The organism is Serratia sp. TSA_198.1, from assembly GCF_052686505.1.
This window is the reverse complement of record NZ_JBQZFP010000001.1, coordinates 2,232,781-2,252,836: the sequence shown is the minus strand read 5'-3', so window position 1 is coordinate 2,252,836 and position 20,056 is coordinate 2,232,781. Positions and strand designations below refer to the sequence as shown.

General features: G+C 53.9%; 17 protein-coding genes. 9 read left to right on the top strand and 8 right to left on the bottom strand.

The annotated features are described in order from the left end of the window. Nucleotides 1-115: 115 nt before the first annotated feature. Nucleotides 116-607, top strand: coding sequence for a YajQ family cyclic di-GMP-binding protein (locus ACUTSW_RS10825; protein ID WP_004949281.1), 492 nt, complete (start codon nt 116-118; stop codon nt 605-607). 56 nt (nt 608-663) lie between these two features. Here ACUTSW_RS10825 and ACUTSW_RS10820 read toward each other — a convergent pair whose 3' ends face one another. From ACUTSW_RS10820 to ACUTSW_RS10785, 8 genes are all read right to left on the bottom strand, one after another. Next, nucleotides 664-2,028, bottom strand: a complete 1,365-nt coding sequence (locus ACUTSW_RS10820; RefSeq protein ID WP_013811738.1) for an MFS transporter — start codon at nt 2,026-2,028, stop codon at nt 664-666. A gap of 198 nt (nt 2,029-2,226) precedes the next feature. Then, nucleotides 2,227-3,117 carry a heme o synthase gene (cyoE, locus tag ACUTSW_RS10815; protein ID WP_004949283.1) on the bottom strand — a complete coding sequence of 297 codons (891 nt, stop codon included), beginning with the start codon at nt 3,115-3,117 and terminating at the stop codon, nt 2,227-2,229. Nucleotides 3,118-3,135: 18 nt separating this feature from the next. Next, nucleotides 3,136-3,474 carry a cytochrome o ubiquinol oxidase subunit IV gene (locus ACUTSW_RS10810; RefSeq protein WP_004949284.1) on the bottom strand — a complete coding sequence of 113 codons (339 nt, stop codon included), beginning with the start codon at nt 3,472-3,474 and terminating at the stop codon, nt 3,136-3,138. Further along, nucleotides 3,471-4,088 carry a cytochrome o ubiquinol oxidase subunit III gene (locus tag ACUTSW_RS10805; protein WP_006319781.1) on the bottom strand — a complete coding sequence of 206 codons (618 nt, stop codon included), beginning with the start codon at nt 4,086-4,088 and terminating at the stop codon, nt 3,471-3,473. The genes ACUTSW_RS10810 and ACUTSW_RS10805 overlap by 4 nt, the downstream gene beginning before the upstream one ends. Continuing rightward, entirely contained in the window at nt 4,078-6,069 is a 1,992-nt protein-coding gene (gene cyoB / locus ACUTSW_RS10800; RefSeq protein ID WP_004949288.1) for a cytochrome o ubiquinol oxidase subunit I, read from the bottom strand. Before cyoB ends, ACUTSW_RS10805 begins: the two co-directional genes overlap by 11 nt. Before the next feature lie 4 nt (nt 6,070-6,073). After that, nucleotides 6,074-7,021: a cytochrome o ubiquinol oxidase subunit II gene (gene cyoA, locus ACUTSW_RS10795; protein ID WP_004949290.1), complete on the bottom strand. Its 948-nt coding sequence runs from the start codon at nt 7,019-7,021 to the stop codon at nt 6,074-6,076. Between the two features lie 444 nt (nt 7,022-7,465). Then, a complete protein-coding gene (gene ampG, locus ACUTSW_RS10790; RefSeq protein WP_062793165.1) occupies nt 7,466-8,944 on the bottom strand; it encodes a muropeptide MFS transporter AmpG in 1,479 nt (492 codons plus the stop codon). A gap of 53 nt (nt 8,945-8,997) precedes the next feature. After that, the gene (locus tag ACUTSW_RS10785; RefSeq protein WP_006323933.1) at nt 8,998-9,576 is read right to left on the bottom strand and encodes a lipoprotein; all 579 of its coding nucleotides are present in this window, start codon (nt 9,574-9,576) and stop codon (nt 8,998-9,000) included. A gap of 365 nt (nt 9,577-9,941) precedes the next feature. On the opposite strand from ACUTSW_RS10785, the gene bolA reads away from it, so the two are divergent. The 8 genes from bolA to ACUTSW_RS10745 all read left to right on the top strand — a co-directional run bounded on the left by bolA (nt 9,942) and on the right by ACUTSW_RS10745 (nt 20,049). Next, nucleotides 9,942-10,256: a transcriptional regulator BolA gene (bolA, locus tag ACUTSW_RS10780; RefSeq protein WP_004940361.1), complete on the top strand. Its 315-nt coding sequence runs from the start codon at nt 9,942-9,944 to the stop codon at nt 10,254-10,256. 366 nt (nt 10,257-10,622) lie between these two features. Beyond that, a complete protein-coding gene (tig, locus tag ACUTSW_RS10775) occupies nt 10,623-11,927 on the top strand; it encodes a trigger factor (RefSeq protein ID WP_062869846.1) in 1,305 nt (434 codons plus the stop codon). A gap of 439 nt (nt 11,928-12,366) precedes the next feature. Continuing rightward, on the top strand, nt 12,367-12,990 hold the full coding sequence (gene clpP, locus ACUTSW_RS10770) for an ATP-dependent Clp endopeptidase proteolytic subunit ClpP (protein WP_004949301.1): 624 nt from the start codon (nt 12,367-12,369) through the stop codon (nt 12,988-12,990). 162 nt (nt 12,991-13,152) lie between these two features. Further along, nucleotides 13,153-14,424, top strand: coding sequence for an ATP-dependent protease ATP-binding subunit ClpX (gene clpX, locus ACUTSW_RS10765; protein WP_004949303.1), 1,272 nt, complete (start codon nt 13,153-13,155; stop codon nt 14,422-14,424). A 193-nt stretch (nt 14,425-14,617) separates the two neighbouring features. Next, entirely contained in the window at nt 14,618-16,972 is a 2,355-nt protein-coding gene (gene lon, locus ACUTSW_RS10760; RefSeq protein WP_445584367.1) for an endopeptidase La, read from the top strand. A 216-nt stretch (nt 16,973-17,188) separates the two neighbouring features. After that, complete coding sequence (gene hupB / locus ACUTSW_RS10755; protein WP_062869847.1) at nt 17,189-17,461, top strand: nucleoid-associated protein HU-beta; 273 nt, start codon at nt 17,189-17,191, stop codon at nt 17,459-17,461. 182 nt (nt 17,462-17,643) lie between these two features. Beyond that, nucleotides 17,644-19,527 carry a peptidylprolyl isomerase gene (ppiD, locus tag ACUTSW_RS10750; protein WP_445584366.1) on the top strand — a complete coding sequence of 628 codons (1,884 nt, stop codon included), beginning with the start codon at nt 17,644-17,646 and terminating at the stop codon, nt 19,525-19,527. A gap of 138 nt (nt 19,528-19,665) precedes the next feature. After that, complete coding sequence (locus ACUTSW_RS10745; RefSeq protein WP_445584365.1) at nt 19,666-20,049, top strand: ComEA family DNA-binding protein; 384 nt, start codon at nt 19,666-19,668, stop codon at nt 20,047-20,049. The last annotated feature ends 7 nt before the right edge of the window (nt 20,050-20,056 follow it).

The window sequence follows — 20,056 nt, the reverse complement described above, 5'->3', positions numbered from 1 at the left end:
CCGGCGAGATATCTGCCGGTAGGCTTAGCGGATTTTGCCTGAGGCGCTAAAGCGGTTATCATGCTCGGCATCGAAATCGCCTATCGCATTAGGCTCTAATTCAGGAGGAAGAAGTATGCCATCTTTCGACATTGTTTCCGAAATTGATATGCAGGAAGTGCGTAACGCCGTTGAGAACGCCACACGCGATCTCGGCACCCGTTGGGATTTCCGCAACGTGCCGGCCAGTTTTGAGCTGAACGAAAAAGATGAAAGCATCAAAGTCGCCAGCGAATCTGATTTCCAGGTGCAGCAACTGCTCGATATTCTGCGTGAGAAACTGAGCAAGCGCAGTATCGATGGCGGCGCGCTGGAGATCCCGGACGAAATGACCCACAGCGGCAAAACCTACAGCGTGGAAGCCAAGCTGAAACAGGGTATTGAAACCACCCAGGCGAAGAAAATCGTCAAGCTGATCAAAGACAGCAAGCTGAAGGTGCAGGCACAAATTCAGGGTGATGAAGTCCGCGTTACCGGCAAGTCACGCGACGATCTGCAAGGGGTGATGGCGCTGGTGCGCGGCGCCGATCTGGGGCAACCGTTCCAGTTCAAAAACTTCCGCGATTAACTTTTCCGCGACGATATTACCAAGGGCCAGCAAGCTGGCCCTTTCGATTACGACAGCTACAGCGAATTTACCAGAGCTTCCAGCTGACCGCGGTTGGTCTGTTTGGTATCGACCTTCACGTAGGCGCTGCGCTCTTCGGGCACTACTATCGCTTCCGCCACGCCAGGCTGGGCCTTCAGACGGCTTTCCAGCGCAGAATCCTTCACCGCCAGTTCCGACAACGTAATGCGCAGGCTGCTGACGTACGGCGGTTCTTGCATGGTGCTGCTGACCAGGAACCAAACGGCAGCGATAACCGCACCGGCGATAAACACCAAGCCGGCGCCCTGCAGGCCATACAACAAGCCGCCCAAGCTGCCGCCAATCGCCACGCCGATAAACTGGCTGGTGGAGTAAACCCCCATAGCGGTACCTTTGTAACCGGCCGGCGATTCTTTGCTGATCAACGAAGGCAGAATCGCTTCCATCACGTTAAACGCCATGAAGAACAGCTGCACGCCGGCAATGATGCCCCACAGATGGGCACCGGACAGCCACAACAACACTTCGGCACAGAACAGAACCGCCACGCAGCCCATAAACACCTGCTTCATGCGGCGTTTCATTTCGGCATAAATGATAAAGGGCACCACGGCGGCAAAAGAAACCAGCATGGTGACCAAATAGACGATCCAATGCTGGCTCGGCGCCAAACCGGCTTTTTCCATCGCCAGCGGCAGCGCCACGAAGCTGGACATCAGCAGAATATGCAGACACATGATGCCGAAATTCAGCTTCAGCAGGCGGGAGTTGCTCAGCACCTTGCTGAAACTGCCGCTCACTATGCTGGATTCACGGTTCAGCACGTGGCTGTCTGCGGACGGCACCACCGCCAGGGTAATCACGATACCGGCCAAAGCCAGCACGGCAATCATCCAAAATAGCGCATGCAGGCCGAAAGCATGGGTGACGATTGGGCCGACCACCATGGCAATGGCAAAGGTGATGCCGAAGCTGACGCCGATAAACGCCATCGCCTTGGTGCGGTTCTGCTCGCGGGTCAGGTCTGACAGCAACGCCATCACTGCCGCCGCGATAGCGCCGGAGCCCTGTAATGCACGGCCGAGGATAACGCCCCAAATGGAGTCGGTGACGGCGGCAATCACGCTGCCCAGCGCAAAGATCAATAGCCCGCCGACGATCAGCGGCTTGCGGCCGATGCGGTCGGAAATCAGGCCGAAGGGGATCTGAAACACCGCTTGTGCCAGGCCGTAAATGCCGATGGCGATACCGATCAGCGTTTCGCTGGCGCCGTTCAACGCCATACCGTAGGTGGTCAGTACCGGCAGCACCATAAACATGCCAAGCATGCGCAGTGAAAATACCGTTCCTAATCCCCAGGTCGCCCGTCGTTCCTGCGGGGTCATTGCATTGTCGTTCATTAAAACCTCATTAAAAGCCATTCCAGCAGGTTATCGGCGATAACGCCTGGTGGGATAGCTTCTGAAAAGCTGCGTCATTTTAGTGTGAAGGGCAGGGGGGGTAAATCGAATGTTGTTTAACAGATATTACAGTTCGGCGGCTTTTCGGCGAGACAAATAAAATGGGCCGCTAAGCGGCCCATTCACAGACGATTTGGCTTACCAGACGTAAGTCATCAGCGTTTCTGGCGATGCCGTTGCGCTGAAGTCGATAGACATCATTACGCTCAGCGAAGTGATGGCAACAATGGAGAACACAAACAGCTTGCGCGCCCAGATGCTGTCATTTTCTGTTTTGTAGCCACGCAGCGCCATACCCAGCCACCATACGCTTACCGCCGCAGCGACGATCAGGTATTTGTAGCCGGCGTAGCCGCTCAGGGTCAGCATCAGCGTAGCAATCATAAACGCCAAGATGTAGACCGTGATGTGGTTCTTCGCCACGGAAATGCCTTTGACCACCGGTAGAACCGGAATGTTGGCCGCCTGGTAATCTTTAAAGCGGAAGATGGCAATCGCGTAGGAATGCGGCATCTGCCACAGGCTAAAGATAGCCAGCAGGATCAACGCACCGGCATCAAACTCGTTGGTCACCGCGCAATAACCGATAACCGGTGGCGCAGCGCCCGACAGGCTGCCGATCAGTGTGCCGTATACCGAGTGGCGTTTCATGTACAGGCTATAAACGCCGACATAAACCACGAAGCCCATCACCGCCAGCCACATGGCCAGCGGGTTGGCGCCGATATACAGCAACACAAAGCCCGCAATACCCAAAACGGTAGCATAAACCAGGGTCACACTCGGCGCGATCAGGCCTTTCACCAGCACCCGGTTCTTCGTTCTCTCCATTTTCTTGTCGATGTCGCGGTCAATGTAGTTGTTAAACACACAGCCCGAAGCGACAACCAACGAGACACCCACCAGGGTGGCGAGAAACAGGGGATAATCGATGCTTCCTTTGGAAGCGAGCAGAAATCCCCCTACGACAGAAATTAAATTGCCGAAAATAATTCCTGGTTTAGTTACTTGCAGGTATTGCTTAATCATCACGTGCAGCTCGACTCTTTAACTGACCATCATATTGATGTTGAGGTTGTACATAATCCAGAGTGAACCCACAACAACGATACCGATGATCATAGCGGTGAACAGCAATGCCACCAGGTTCCAGCGCTCTTCCGATGAGGTATTCATGTGCAGGAAGTAAATCAGGTGAACAATCACCTGAATGACTGCCATGCCGACTACAACCGCCAGGATGGTTGAGTGAGAGGCTGTGCCGCTCATCACCATCGCAAATGGAATCACCGTCAGGATGATCGACAGGATAAAGCCGATCAGATATGACTTAACGCTACCGTGGCTTGCGCCGCCGTGAGAAGTTTCATGGGATGAATGGCTCATGACATAACCCCCAGCAGGTAAACAACGGTAAATACGCAGATCCAGACCACGTCGAGGAAGTGCCAGAACAGGCTCAGACACATCAGACGGGTTTTGTTGGTTGAAGTCAGGCCACGCTTGCTCACCTGAATCATCATGATGATGATCCAAACCAGACCGGTAGACACGTGCAGACCGTGAGTAGCAACCAGTGCGAAGAAGCCGGACAGGAACGCGCTGCGATCCGGACCGAAGCCTTCGGCGATCAGATGATGGAATTCATAGATTTCCATCGCTACGAAGCCCAGACCGAACAGGAAGGTCAGGAACAGCCAGGTATTAACGCTGCCAACCTTGCCTTTGTTCATGCCGATCATCGCCATACCGTAGGTGATGGAGCTGAACAACAGCAGGAAGGTTTCAACCAGGACAAACTTCAGATCGAAGATGTCTTTGCCAGAGGGACCGCCGGCGGTCCCGTTCACCAGTACTGCATAAGTCGCGAACAAGCTCGCAAACAAAATACAGTCGCTCATCAGGTAGATCCAGAATCCGAAGACTTTGGTCTCGCCTGCGTCATGGTGCCCATGCTCTGCATGGGCTGCGTTATGGTTAGTCAGAGTATCAGTTGACATGTTTCACGCCTGCTTTGCTGATTTGTTCATAGTGTTGGTTCTCAATGCGCTCGATTTCATCAACCTGCACATAGTAATCAACATCTTCATCGAAGCTCTTGGCAATCCAGGTCACGATCATACCTACGAAGGCAGCGATCGCCATCCACCAGATGTCCCAGATCATCGCGAAACCGAATACCAGGCTGAAACCAGCGATAATCACACCGGCGCCGGTATTTTTCGGCATATGAATCGGTTCATACTTAGCCGGTTTCTTATAGGCTTCGCCTTTTTCTTTCATGTCCCAGAATTCATCACGGTCATGAATCTGCGGCACTACGGCAAAGTTATAGAACGGCGGTGGAGACGACGTTGACCACTCCAACGTACGAGCGCCCCATGGGTCACCGGTCAGATCGCGGTTCTGCTCGCGGTCACGCACGCTGACGAAGATCTGGATCAGTTGGCACAGAATACCGCAGGCAATCAGCGCTGCACCGCCAGCCGCTACCAGCAGCAGTGGGTGGAACTCAGGGTTGATGTTCTGGCTGATACGACGAGTCATACCCATAAAGCCCAGAGCATACAGCGGCATAAAGGCCACGAAGAAACCGATGATCCAGAACCAGAACGCGCGGATGCCCCATTTTTCGTTCAGCGTGAAGCCGAAGGATTTAGGGAACCAGTAAGTCAGGCCGGCGAAGCAACCGAACACCACACCACCGATGATAACGTTATGGAAGTGGGCAATCAGGAACAGACTGTTGTGCAGCACGAAGTTCGCGCCCGGAACGGCCAGCAGCACGCCGGTCATCCCACCCACGGAGAAGGTGATGATGAAGCCGATGGTCCACAGCATTGCCGAGTTGAATTGAATGCGGCCCTGGTACATGGTGAACAGCCAGTTGAAGATTTTCACCCCGGTAGGGATGGAAATGATCATGGTGGCGATACCGAAGAAGGCGTTGACGTTCGCGCCGGACCCCATGGTAAAGAAGTGGTGCAGCCACACGATGAACGACAGAACGGTAATCGCGATGGTTGCCCATACCAGTGAGGTATAGCCGAACAGGCGTTTTCTGGAGAAGGTCGCGGTCACTTCGGAGAACACACCGAACACCGGCAGCACCAGAATATACACCTCTGGGTGACCCCAGGCCCAAATCAGGTTGATGTACATCATCATGTTGCCGCCCATATCATTGGTAAAGAAATGGGTGCCCAGATAGCGATCCAGGGTCAGCAACGCGATGGTGACGGTCAGAATTGGGAAAGAAACGATGATCAGGACGTTAGTACACAGCGCCGCCCAGGTGAACACCGGCATCTTCATCAGAGGCATGCCAGGGGCACGCATCTTCATGATGGTGGCGAAGAAGTTCACACCGGTCAACAGGGTACCCAGACCGGAAATCTGCAGACTCCAGATCCAGTAATCGACCCCGACGCCAGGACTGTATTCCTTGCCCGACAGCGGCGGATAAGCCAGCCAACCGGTCTGCGCGAACTCACCAACCCCCAGAGAGATGTTGATCAGCACTACGCCCACCACGAAGAACCAGAAGCTCAGGGAGTTCAGGAACGGGAAGGCAACGTCACGGGCGCCGATTTGCAACGGAACCACAACGTTCATCAGACCCACCACGAAAGGCATCGCCATGAAGAAGATCATGATTACGCCGTGAGCGGTAAAGATTTGGTCGTAGTGGTGCGGCGGCAGGAACCCGGCCTCGCCGGCGGACGCAAGCGCCTGCTGGCTACGCATCATGATGGCATCGGCGAAACCACGCAGCAACATAACCATTGCCACGATGATGTACATGATACCAATTTTTTTGTGGTCGACCGAAGTCAGCCAATCGCTCCACAGCCATTTCCATTTGCCGAAATAGGTTATCAGAGCCAGCAGAGCCAGGCCCCCGATAACAATTGCAGCAACGGTGATCATGATGATCGGTTCGTGGTACGGAACCGCATCAAGTGTTAATTTTCCCAACATCAGATTATTCCTCGGCTCCGGCGTGAGCATGCTCACTCATGTCCATACCCTGGCTCATGTCCATGCCTTCATGCGCGGTAGCGCCTTTGTGCATGTTCATGTCACCCATGAATTTGCCAATAGTTTCTTTGAACAAATTCGGTTTGACACTGGAGAAGTACTCGACCGGGTTGTTTTCACTCGGCTCTGCCAGTTTGTTAAAGTCGCTGGTGGCGTTAAGGTTATTCGACGATGCTTTCACCTTGGCAACCCACTGATCGAAGTCGCCTTCGGTTGGGGTGACAATAGCGGTGAATTTCATGCCGGAGAACCCGCGACCGCTGAAGCTACTGGAAATACCGTCGTATTTGCCTGCTTCGTTGCCGATCAGGTGCAGTTTGGTCTGCATCCCGGCCATCGCATAAATCTGCCCACCTAACTGAGGAATAAAGAACGAGTTCATTACCGAGTTAGAGGTGATCTTGAATTCGACTGGAACATCTTTCGGGAAAGCCAATTCATTAACGGTTGCGATGCCTTGTTCTGGGTAGATAAACAACCATTTCCAGTCGAGCGACACCACTTCGATCGTCATCGGCTTCTTGTCAGTGACAATCGGCTTGAACGGATCAAGTTCGTGGGTAGTTTTCCAGGTAATGGTGCCAAGGATGGCGATGATAATGATAGGAATGGTCCAGACGACCGCTTCGATCTTGTTGGAATGTGACCAGTTCGGACTGTACTTGGCGTCTTTGTTGGAAGCACGGTACTTCCAGGCAAAAGCGAACGCCATAAAGATAACCGGTATCACCACGATCAACATCAGCGCGATTGCAGTGATAATCAGTGTCCGTTGCTCAACACCAATTGCTCCTTTGGGGTTCATCAATACCATATTGCAACCACTGAGCATTACAGTAGATGCAATTAATGACATCATCCCAATACTTTTATTGTATTTCTTAAGTCTCATCTAACGACCTCAATTACAAAGGCTCTATTGTCGTTTCATGTGTGCGGGCATTTTACGGGAAGGTTGCAGTACTGTAAACATGCTTAAGGGAGTGTCAGCGCCTTGTTGACACTTTCTGTTAAGGGGGTCACAGATGTAACCTTACGTGACAATTTACCAATGGCAACAACGCGTTGGCGAGCTGAATCGTGCCGGGCAGGCTCTATGTTAAGGAAAACTAACGGTATGCTGATTTTGGCACATTAACCTGCCGTATTTTAAATACGAAGGAAAGGTTTATATAATGTAAAATAATTGTGTATTTAAAGTGACGGTAATTTTATTTCCGAGCGTTTTGCTCGGATAAAAAAATAATTTTAACGGCAATTCTGTTTTTTTAAGAAAAATAAACTCATCACGTTGATGCATTTTTGCCGACCGGTGCTATGTGACCGGCCGGCAATATCAGGCCAGCTTGGTGCGGCGCAGCGCCAGATAGTCAAGCAGGCTGCCCATCGCGATGCCCACCAGGCTCAGTGCGGCGCCAGTTTGCAGCAGGAGGTCGGCCAGGTTCGGCAAGGCACTCCAGTCGAGCGCGTTGGTAATCAACAGAATCAGCCAGACCCCCAGCAGCGAGCAGCCCAAAGTCAACAGACGCAGTGCCCAGCGGTAGAGTTGACGGAACTCGGTACGTGGCATGAAGTTGTCGGTGCGCTGGGTATATTCCAGCGTTTGACGGCACAGGCGCAACAGCAGCAGGCCTGGCAGGGCGGCTGCGATCGAGAATAAATAAAACAGCGGCCAGCCGTGCGCCTCAACGAACCAACCGGCAATCGGGCCAACATAGACGCGGCCGACGGCGGACAGCGCCGACAACAGGGCGAATTGGGTGGCGGAAAACGACTTGTTGCACAACGTCATCAGCAGCGCGACGAAGGCCGCAGTGCCCATGCCGCCGCACAGGTTTTCCAGGAAGATGGCGCTGCCCATCGTCATGATGTTCTTGTCGGTGACCGCCAGGATCCAGTAACCGAGATTGGACACCGCCTGGAGAATGCCAAACAGCATCAGAGCGCGGAACAGACTAAGGCGTTGCATCAGCACACCGCCAAACAGCGCGCCGACGATGGTGGCGAACAGGCCGAGAGTCTTGTTGACCAGCCCGACCTCCCCGGCGTCAAAGCCAACGCCGCGGATCAGGAACGTAGTGCTCAGGCTGCCGGCAAAGGCGTCGCCCATCTTGTACATGACTATCAGCAGCAAAATCAGCCAGGCATTGTTCCGTGCAAAGAAATCGCGCAGCGGGGCGACGACCGCCTGCTCCATGGAGCGCGGTGCCGGAATGCCATCGTCCGGCTCGGGGGCCAGCAGGGTGGCGACGATACCAATCAGCATCAGCCCGGCCATCAGCCAATAGGTTGATTGCCAACCTAAATAGCGATCCGCCAGCCACAGCGCCAAGCCGCCGGAAACCAGCATCGCCAGCCGGTAGCCGAGAACGGAGATCGCCGCCCCCGCGCCGCGTTCTTCGGCGCTTAGCAGGTCGGTTTTATACGCATCGAAAACAATATCCTGCGAGGCGGAACAGAACGCCACCAGCACCGCCAACGCCGCCAGCCACCACAGATGTTGCGCCGGCTGCATGAAGCCCATGGCCACAATCGACACCACCAGCAGCAACTGACTGATCAGCAGCCAGCCACGACGCCGGCCAAGGAATGGCGGGGTGTAGCGGTCCATGAAGGGAGACCACAGAAATTTGAATACATAGGCTTGACCGACCAGTGAAAAAATACCGATGGTTTTCAGATCGATGTTTTCGACGGTCATCCAGGCTTGCAGCGTGCCGGAGGTCAGCGCCAGCGGCAAACCCGAGGCAAAGCCCAGCAGCAGGAGAATGGCGGAGTTACGCTGGGTGAAGATATTCAGATACTGTTTCGACATGATTTCCCTGTCTGTGCCGCCCGATGGCTCAGGCGGCACAAAGTATTCGCGGATTAACGCGCGTTCTGCTTGATGAAGTCGTTGACGCTGGTGTCTTGCGCCATATCGGCAATAACGTCGCCCAATACGGTGTTAACCGCGTTGGTGATTTTCTCGTTGGTCGCAGTGAAAGCACCCTGCACGTTATAAGTGGAGCGGTAGTTTTTCACCTGCTTGTTGCCGTTTTTCGCTTGAGCGGTGATCGAAATATCGGCCTTGGTGGTGATGTTGTAGCGCAGGTTGCCTTCGGAGACGTCCGCGTACAGGTTGTTCACCACGATTTGCAGATCAACCGCGCCATCGGCACCGATCATGTAACCGCGCGCGCCCATTTGTTTCTCCAGCACTTCTTGCAGCAGGAACCGTAGATCGCGCGATGGCGTAAGGGTAACGAGCTGGCCGTCGCGATTCACTTTCGCCAGCGCCTGGTCCTGGCGCTGATCTGCACCGTTAATGCTGACAGTTACGCCCTGCAGTGTTGGATCCTGCTGCGGCAGTACGATCTTGGGCGTTACGTTCAGGGTGTTGCTGCTGGTAGCACAACCGGCCAGCATCAGAGCGGCCAACAGTGGAAGGCAAAGTTTTTTTAACATAGTTACTGTCTCATTCTCGATGGATTTTAAGCCGACTCAAACTGCTGATGATAGAGAGGCCGGTTTGAGTAAACTTTCTGTAATAATCAGAGCGGGATAGCCAACAACGAATTGTCGACATCATAGCATCGCCGCCGGCCGGGGGAAGTGCAGAACGCACCGGAGTGACAAATTTTTACCTGCCGTTGATAAAAACATGCTTTTTTGACCGTCTCAATCAGATAAACCTCAAGCGATAGCGGATGTTGGCGATTTTTGGCGGGCGGCGAAGAGAAATTTACGTGATGAATAGTCTAAAAGGGGTGAAACCGGCTAATATTGAAATAGATGGGCACGGTCCTCTGCCGGTGTAGTAAGGAGATCCTATGATTCGCGAGCAAATAGAAGCAAAGTTAAGGGCGGCATTTGAGCCCGCGTATCTGGAAGTCGTTGATGAAAGCTATCGTCATAACGTTCCGGCGGGTTCAGAAAGCCATTTTAAGGTGGTGTTGGTCAGCGATCGCTTTGTCGGAGAACGTTTCCTGACGCGTCACCGCTCGATTTACGGCGTGCTGTCGGAGGAGTTGGCCGATGGCGTACACGCCCTGGCGTTACATACTTACACGCTGAAAGAGTGGGAAGGGCTGCAGGATACTGTGCCGGCTTCCCCCCCTTGTCGCGGGGCCGGTACGTTGGCCTGACGGGTAAATTTGCAGTATCAGTGGAACTTTAACCACGAATTAGGGTATTACTACTGACGAATTTTGGGACGGCCTGCGGGCCGTTTCTGTTTTTGACGACGACACAGCCGATGCGCAATGCAGCTAAGGCCAGGTCGGTTTCGGCGGTCTTTTGGCGATCAAATCGGCAAAAGTGTGAGTTTTAGCGCGCCGGTGCCGCCTTGCTTTCCTCGACTCGCTTCGCTTGCGCCGCTATAATGTCGCGTCTTATTTTTCCGGAATGGTTTCGGGACGCTTCAGTCATCAGGGAATTCGGTTCTGTAATGTAGCCGTCCTGGTTCTTGGAACGGAGTTGACCGAGCACTGTGATTTTTTTGAGGTAACAAGATGCAAGTTTCTGTAGAAACCACTCAAGGCCTTGGGCGCCGTCTCTCTATTACTGTACCCGCTGATACTATTAATCAGGCTGTTAAAAAAGAGCTGATCAAAGCAGCGAAAAGCGTTCGTATCGACGGTTTCCGCAAAGGCCATGTGCCGATGAACATCGTTGAGCAGCGTTATGGCGCCTCAGTTCGCCAGGACGTGCTGGGCGAAGCGATGCAACGCAGCTTTGTTGACGCGATCATCAAAGAAAAAATTAACCCGGCTGGCGCACCAAACTACGTGCCGGGCGAGTATAAAGAAGGTGAAGACTTCACTTTCGCGGTTGAATTCGAAGTGTATCCTGAAGTTGAGCTGAAAGGCCTGGATGCGATCGAAGTTGAGAAACCAGTGGTTGACGTTAACGATGCTGACGTTGACACCATGCTGGACACTCTGCGCAAGCAGCAGGCGACCTGGAAAGACAGCGATCGCGCAGCGCAGGCTGAAGACCGCGTAACCGTTGACTTCACCGGTTCTATCGACGGTGAAGAGTTCGAAGGTGGCAAAGCCTCTGACTTCGTACTGGCCATGGGCCAGGGCCGCATGATCCCAGGCTTCGAAGAAGGTCTGGTTGGTCATAAAGCCGGTGAAGAATTCACCATCGACGTTAACTTCCCGGAAGATTATCACGCTGAAAACCTGAAGGGCAAAGCGGCTAAATTCGCTATCGTTCTGAAGAAAGTGGAAGAGCGTGAGCTGCCAGAGCTGACTGAAGAATTCATCAAGCGTTTCGGCGTGGCTGATGGTTCTATTGAAGGCCTGCGTGCTGAAGTGCGTAAAAACATGGAGCGCGAGCTGAAAGGCGCAGTGCGTAACCGTATCAAGACTCAGGCAATCGACGGCCTGGTCAGCGCTAACGACATTGACGTTCCTGCTGCGCTGATCGACGGCGAAGTTGACGTTCTGCGCCGTCAGGCTGCACAACGTTTCGGCGGCAACGAGAAGCAAGCGCTGGAACTGCCACGTGAACTGTTCGAAGAGCAGGCAAAACGTCGCGTTGTTGTTGGCCTGCTGCTGGGCGAAGTGATCAGCACTCACGATCTGAAAGCTGACGAAGATCGCGTCAAGACCCTGATCGAAGAAATGGCCTCCGCTTACGAAGATCCAAGTGAAGTTGTTGAGTTCTACAGCAAAAACAAAGAGCTGATGAACAATATGCGCAACGTTGCTCTGGAAGAACAAGCGGTTGAAGCTCTGCTGGCGAAAGCGAAAGTGACTGAGAAAGCCACTACTTTCAGCGAGCTGATGAATCAGACTCAACAGGCGTAATGTCTGTACGCAGTGGCGCAACTTGTTGCGCCCTCAGGGCCGGCATGCTGGCTCCTGCGTGATAAAAAGCCCGTAACCTTCGGTTGCGGGCTTTTCTTTTTGCCACGTTGCTGATTAATCTCAGGTTAAGCGTGCCAATATGCACTATATTTACCCTGTTGCGCTTGGGGCAGTCTGGCATTATGGTCATTACCGTTAGCTCGACGCATCGGTCAGGCCGGTAAAAATACTGTGCCGGACTTGAAATGCTGCCAATGGCCCCAATCTGTAAAATGTATATATATGTGCTGTTTGCCAGAGTGCGCGGGATGATTATAACCGTCGGGTACGTGTGGCGCGGTCGAATGCTTGAGCATAGTCATCATGACCGTTCTCAAGTAGAATCGGTGCAATAGGGTGTAACCCTGGCCGCCAAGGCAATTTCTATTAGGAGACGGTAATGTCATACAGTGGCGAACGAGATCAATTTGCACCTAACATGGCCCTGGTGCCGATGGTGGTAGAGCAGACTTCACGCGGGGAGCGTTCTTACGACATCTATTCCCGCCTGCTGAAAGAGCGCATTATTTTCCTGACCGGCCAGGTAGAAGATCACATGGCCAACCTGATTGTGGCGCAGATGCTGTTCCTGGAAGCGGAAAGCCCGGAAAAAGACATTTACCTCTACATCAACTCTCCGGGTGGCGTGATCACCGCAGGCATGTCAATCTATGACACCATGAAGTTCATCAAGCCGGATGTCAGCACCATTTGTATGGGCCAGGCGTGCTCGATGGGCTCTTTCCTGCTGACCGCTGGTGCGAAGGGCAAGCGTTTCTGCCTGCCGAACTCGCGCGTGATGATTCACCAGCCGCTGGGCGGCTATCAGGGCCAGGCGACGGATATCGAAATCCATGCGCGTGAAATCCTGAAGGTGAAGGCTCGCATGAACGAGTTGATGGCGGAACATACCGGCCAGACGCTGGAGCAGATCGAACGCGATACCGAGCGCGATCGCTTTATGACCGCGGAAGAAGCAGTAGAATACGGTCTGGTTGACGGCATTCTGACGCACCGCAGCTAGAACCACGCGGCTGGCGAGGTATATGTGCGAGCCGATAGACTATAGTAATCAGAGTGGGCGCGGCTCGCTCTGGTGAGCATTATCGGCGTTCCCGGTATGAGTTTTGGGCGCACTGCCGCCGTGATTTTCCTGCGGGAAAAAGACTAAAGAAGAGGTTTACTGATGACAGATAAGCGCAAAGACGGTTCAGGAAAGCTGCTGTATTGCTCTTTCTGCGGCAAAAGCCAGCATGAAGTGCGTAAGCTGATTGCCGGTCCGTCAGTGTATATCTGCGATGAATGTGTTGACCTGTGTAACGACATTATTCGCGAAGAGATTAAAGAAGTTTCCCCGCATCGTGAGCGTAGCGCGCTGCCGACGCCGCATGAGATCCGTCACCACCTGGATGACTATGTCATCGGTCAGGAACAGGCGAAGAAAGTGCTCGCGGTAGCGGTATATAACCACTACAAACGCCTGCGCAACGGCGATAGCAGCAACGGTATCGAGTTGGGGAAAAGCAACATTCTGCTGATTGGCCCGACCGGTAGCGGTAAAACCCTGCTGGCGGAAACGCTGGCGCGTTTCCTGGATGTGCCTTTCACCATGGCCGATGCCACCACGTTGACCGAAGCCGGTTATGTGGGTGAGGACGTGGAGAATATTATCCAGAAGCTGTTGCAGAAGTGTGACTACGACGTGCAAAAAGCGCAGCGCGGTATTGTCTATATCGATGAAATCGATAAGATTTCCCGTAAGTCAGACAACCCGTCCATTACCCGTGACGTGTCGGGCGAGGGCGTGCAGCAGGCGCTGTTGAAACTGATCGAAGGCACCATCGCCGCCGTTCCGCCGCAGGGTGGCCGCAAGCACCCGCAGCAGGAATTCCTGCAGGTTGATACCTCGAAAATCCTGTTTATCTGTGGCGGCGCCTTTGCCGGCCTGGATAAAGTGATCGGCCAGCGCGTCAATACCGGTTCCGGTATCGGCTTCGGCGCGACCGTGAAGGGCGAGTCCGAGAAAGCGACCGAAGGTGAACTGCTGCTGCAGGCCGAACCGGAAGATCTGATCAAGTTCGGCCTGATCCCTGAGTTCATCGGCCGTCTGCCAGTGGTCGCGACGCTGAGCGAACTGAGCGAAGATGCGTTGATTCAGATCCTGAAAGAGCCGAAGAATGCCCTGACCAAACAGTATCAGGCATTGTTCAATCTGGAAGGTGTGGAGCTGGAGTTCCGTGATGAAGCGCTGAACGCTATCGCCAAGAAGGCCATGACGCGTAAAACCGGTGCACGCGGCCTGCGCTCTATCGTTGAGGGTGCGTTGCTGGACACCATGTACGACCTGCCGTCAATGGACAGCGTCGATAAAGTGGTGATCGACGAATCGGTCATCGCCGGCCAGTCCAAACCTCTGTTGATTTACGGCAAACCGGAAGCACAGGCTTCAGGCGAATAATTAGCCAGTCAAACCAGAAAGTTAATACCAAAATGGGGGATTTTATCCCCCATTTCTTTTTCCTGCGTTCTGGCCGTTGAATGTCAGAGATTCATCCCCATATACTCATTAACCAGATTTTATGAAACGTTTGATGCTTGCGTCTCATGAGATTCCCCTCAACCTGGCGGAAACTAAACTAAGAGAGAGCTCTATGAACCCTGAGCGTTCCGAACGCATTGAAATCCCCGTCTTGCCTTTGCGCGACGTGGTGGTTTATCCGCACATGGTGATCCCGTTATTTGTTGGCCGGGAAAAATCAATTCGGTGCCTCGAAGCAGCAATGGATCATGATAAAAAGATCATGCTGGTGGCACAGAAAGAGGCCTCAACGGATGAACCTGGCATTAACGATTTGTTCTCTGTCGGCACAGTCGCGTCTATTTTGCAGATGCTGAAACTGCCGGACGGCACGGTAAAAGTGCTGGTGGAAGGCTTGCAGCGGGCACGCATTACTACGCTTTCCGATAGCGGAGAGCATTTTGCCGCCCAGGCAGAATATCTTGAATCACCGGCGATCGACGAACGTGAACAAGAAGTCCTGGTGCGCACGGCAATCAATCAGTTTGAAGGCTACATCAAACTGAACAAGAAAATTCCACCGGAGGTGCTGACGTCATTGAACAGCATCGACGACGCTGCACGCCTGGCGGATACCATCGCCGCGCACATGCCGCTGAAACTCAGCGACAAGCAGTCGGTACTCGAGATGTTCGACATCACCGAGCGTTTGGAATACCTGATGGCGATGATGGAATCGGAAATCGACCTGCTGCAGGTTGAGAAACGTATCCGTAACCGCGTCAAGAAACAGATGGAAAAAAGCCAGCGCGAGTACTATCTGAATGAGCAAATGAAAGCGATTCAGAAAGAACTGGGCGAGATGGACGACGCGCCGGACGAGCACGAAGCGCTGAAGCGCAAGATTGAAGAGGCGAAAATGCCGAAAGACGCGCGTGAAAAAACCGAAGCGGAGCTGCAAAAGCTGAAAATGATGTCACCGATGTCTGCGGAAGCGACGGTGGTGCGCGGTTACATCGATTGGATGCTGCAGGTACCCTGGAATGCGCGCAGCAAGGTGAAAAAGGACCTGATCAAGGCGCAGGAAGTGCTCGATATCGATCACTACGGCCTGGAGCGCGTCAAAGACCGCATTCTTGAGTATCTCGCAGTACAGAGCCGCGTCAGCAAAATCAAAGGGCCTATCCTGTGCCTGGTAGGGCCTCCGGGCGTGGGTAAAACCTCGCTTGGCCAGTCGATCGCCAAAGCGACCGGCCGCCAGTACGTGCGTATGGCGCTGGGCGGCGTGCGTGACGAAGCGGAAATCCGCGGTCACCGCCGTACCTATATCGGTTCGATGCCGGGCAAGCTGATCCAGAAAATGGCCAAGGTTGGGGTGAAAAACCCACTGTTCCTGCTGGACGAGATCGACAAGATGTCTTCCGACATGCGCGGCGATCCAGCGTCTGCACTGCTTGAAGTGCTGGATCCGGAACAGAACGTGGCGTTTAACGATCATTATCTGGAAGTGGATTACGATCTGTCCGACGTGATGTTCGTTGCCACCTCGAACTCGATGAACATTCCTGCGCCGCTGCTGGACCGTATGGAAGTTATCCGCCTGTCTGGATACACCGAGGACGAGAAGCTCAACATCGCCAAGCAGCACCTGTTGCCGAAGCAACTTGAGCGTAACGCCCTGAAAAAAGGTGAGCTGACGGTCGACGACAGCGCCATCACCGGCATTATCCGCTATTACACCCGCGAAGCCGGGGTGCGTAGCCTGGAGCGTGAAATCTCCAAGCTGTGCCGTAAAGCGGTGAAAACGCTGCTGATGGACAAAAAGATCAAGCATATCGAGATCAACGGCGACAACCTGAAAGATTACCTGGGCGTGCAGCGCGTTGACTACGGCCGCGCGGACACCGAAAACCGCGTGGGCCAGGTTACCGGTCTGGCATGGACGGAAGTGGGCGGCGATCTGCTGACCATTGAAACCGCTTGCGTGCCGGGCAAAGGCAAGCTGACTTACACCGGTTCTTTGGGTGAAGTGATGCAGGAATCGATTCAGGCGGCGCTGACCGTGGTCCGCGCGCGCGCGGACAAGCTGGGCATCAACGCTGATTTTTACGAGAAGCGTGACATCCACGTGCATGTGCCGGAAGGTGCAACGCCGAAAGATGGCCCAAGTGCCGGTATTGCCATGTGCACTGCGTTGGTTTCCTGCCTGACGGGCAACCCGGTTCGCGCCGACGTGGCGATGACCGGCGAGATCACGCTGCGTGGCCTGGTATTGCCGATTGGCGGTCTGAAAGAAAAACTGCTGGCGGCGCATCGCGGCGGTATCAAAACCGTGCTGATCCCGTATGAGAACAAGCGCGATCTGGAAGAGATCCCGGATAATGTCATCGCCGATCTGGATATTCATCCGGTGCAGCGAATTGATGAAGTTTTGAACCTTGCGTTGCAAAACCCGGCGTTCGGCGCGCTGCCGGTAGCGGCAAAATAGTGACGAATAGCAAAAACCATTGATAAAACTTATGCTGGCAAGTCATTTCGGACTTGCCAGTCTTTTTTTGTACCGCTAAGTTAGACAGCTGTCGGCCCGCGTTTTGCCACGCTTTCGGTGGCTTGCCAAGGTTCGATGGGATTGATATAACAGCTGCGCTGTCGCCACCGTAGGGATTTTTCGGTGCGACGATTGAATTCTAGAGGGGATGATAGAGTGAATAAGTCACAACTGATCGACAAAATTGCCGCAGGTGCTGATATTTCCAAAGCGGCAGCTGGACGTGCTTTAGATGCAGTAATTGCTTCTGTTACCGAATCCTTGAAGGAAGGGGATGACGTGGCCCTGGTTGGTTTCGGTTCTTTTACGGTGCGTGAGCGTTCGGCCCGTACTGGCCGCAATCCGCAAACAGGTAAAGAGATCAGCATCGCGGCAGCCAAAGTTCCGGCCTTCCGTGCAGGGAAAGCGCTGAAAGACGCAGTAAACTGATCGTTTGCGTCTAACCGGTTAGCGTTACAGGGTTTTGTAATAAACAATCACCTGACGCAACGGTGCTGGTAAGGTAAGATATAAGGCGCATCAGATTGATGCGCTTTTTTTATTTTTGTCGCAGGGAACGCGCCTGCGCAAGGGTGTTTTTAATCCACATCACAGCGGAGTGTTGTCACACTATGATGGACAATTTACGCGCGGCAGCTAATCACGTCGTGCTCAAAATCATCCTGGGCCTGATCATTTTGTCATTTCTTTTGACAGGGGTGGTCAGCTATCAGGGGAGTGCCGGTGATTATGCAGCGAAGGTCAATGGCCAGGTGATCGAGCGTGCTCAGCTGGAACAGGCTTTCCAAAGCGAACGCAGCCGGATGCAGCAACAGCTGGGTGACCAGTTCTCCGCGCTGGCGGGCAACGAAGGCTATATGCAGCAGATGCGCCATCAGGCACTGTCACAGTTGATCGACAACATGCTGCTGGATCAATACGCCAAAAAATTAGGCCTGAGCGTCAGCGACGATCAGGTAAAAGACGCCATCCGCAAGGCGCCTTACTTCCAGACCAACGGCCAGTTCGATAATGCCAAGTATCTCGATCTGATTAGCCGAATGGGCTACACCGCCGATAACTTCGCGCAGTCGATGCGCCAGCAATTGGTTAATCAGCAGGTGATCCAGGCTTTCGGTCAATCAGGCTTCGTGTTGCCATCCGAGTCCCAAGGCATGGCTGCTCTGGTGCTGCAGGAGCGTAACGTGCGTCTGGCGACCCTGGATCTGAAAGCGCTGCAGGCTAAACAGACCGTGACCGAAGATGAGCTGAAAGACTACTACAGCCAAAACAAGAACAGCTTCATTGCGCCGGAACAGGTCAAAGTCAGCTATATCCCGTTGGACGCCGCCTCGATGCAAGACAAGGTGACGGTGGCAGATGCGGATATCGGCGCCTACTACGACCAGCACAAAAGCAGCTATGGCCAGCCTGAGCGCAAAAATTACAGCGTGATCCAGCTGAAAACCGAGGCGGAAGCCAATGCGGTGTTGGATGAGCTGAAAAAAGGCGGCGATTTCGCCACTCTGGCGAAAGAAAAATCCACCGACATCATCTCTCGTCGCACCGGTGGTGAGCTGGGCTGGCTGGAGCCGGAAACCACCGCGGACGAACTGAAGCAGGCTAGTCTGACCGAAAAAGGTCAGCTTTCCGGCGTAGTGAAGTCCTCCGTAGGTTATCTGGTGGTGCGCCTGAACGACATCGCACCGGAGAAAGTGAAGCCGTTGAGCGAAGTGCGTGACGACATCGCCAAACAGGTCAAGCAAGAGAAAGCGGTAGACGCTTATTACGCGCTGCAGCAGAAGGTGAGCGAAGCGGCCACCAGCGATAACGAGTCTCTGGCGTCAGCCGAAGAGGCCGCCGGCGTGAAAGCGGCACAAACCGAATGGTTCACCCGCGACAACGTTCCGGCAGCGCTGAACTTTAAACCGGTCATCCAGTCGATTTTCGACGGTTCACTGATTGGCGAGGGCGGCTCTCCGGGCAGCAACTCCGACGTGATCACCGTTGATGGCGACCGCGCCTTCGTGATCCGCGTGTCTGGTCACAAGCCGGAAGGCATTGAGCCGTTCGACCAGGTTAAAGATCGTGTGGCTGAGCTGGTCAAGCGCAACAAGGCTGAGCAAGAAGCTAAACTGCAGGGCGAGAAACTGCTGGTTGAACTGAAACAAGGCAAGGGCGACGAAGCGATGAAAGCGGCCGGCCTGAGCTTTGGCAGCGAACAGAAGATGGCGCGTGCGCCGGAAGACAGCCAGCTGGTGCAAAGCGTGTTTGCGCTGCCGCATCCGCAGGAAGGTAAACCGGTTTACGGCATGTCGCAAGATCGCCAGGACAACGTGGTGCTGATTGCGCTTGATGCGGTGAACCCGGGCACCTTGCCGGCAGAAGAAATGAAAACCTTCGTCGGCAAGATGGAAGAAGGGGCGACCGGCGTGTCCTTCGACTCTCTGTTGGCCAGCCTGCGTAAAGAAGCCAAGATCAAAATGGGTGCCGCTGAGCAGCAACAGCCTCAGTAAGCCCCGCATTTTTGTGCAACGCAATGTAATAACCAAAGGCCGCTTTCGCGGCCTTTTCCATATCTGAAATCCGCCAATTGCCGTTCGTCACCCGCTGCGGCAAGGTAGCCATGCTGTTAAACACAAGGAGGATACAGCATGCAACTTGCAGAAATAAAAGCAGTTAATGGTTATGGTTTCAGCGTCAAAGCGTTGTTGACGGCTGCCCTGATTTGCCTGACGGGGCCGTCGATGGCCGCAGTGGAAAAAGCGGGGGCTGCTCCGCTGGTATTATCTGCGCCGGCTGTTAAGGCGGCGCAGGGAAGTGAGGTCGCCGTCGATGACGAAGCCTCAGTCAGCATCAATCAGGCCGATGCCGAGCAACTGGCCAGTGTGTTGAAGGGGGTAGGGCTGAAGAAAGCGGAGAGCATTGTGCGCTATCGCGAGCAGAACGGTCCGTTTACACAGATAGAACAACTCCAGGAAGTGCCGGGCATTGGGTCTGCACTGTTTGAAAGGAATCGCGCACGACTCAAAATGTGATGCTGTT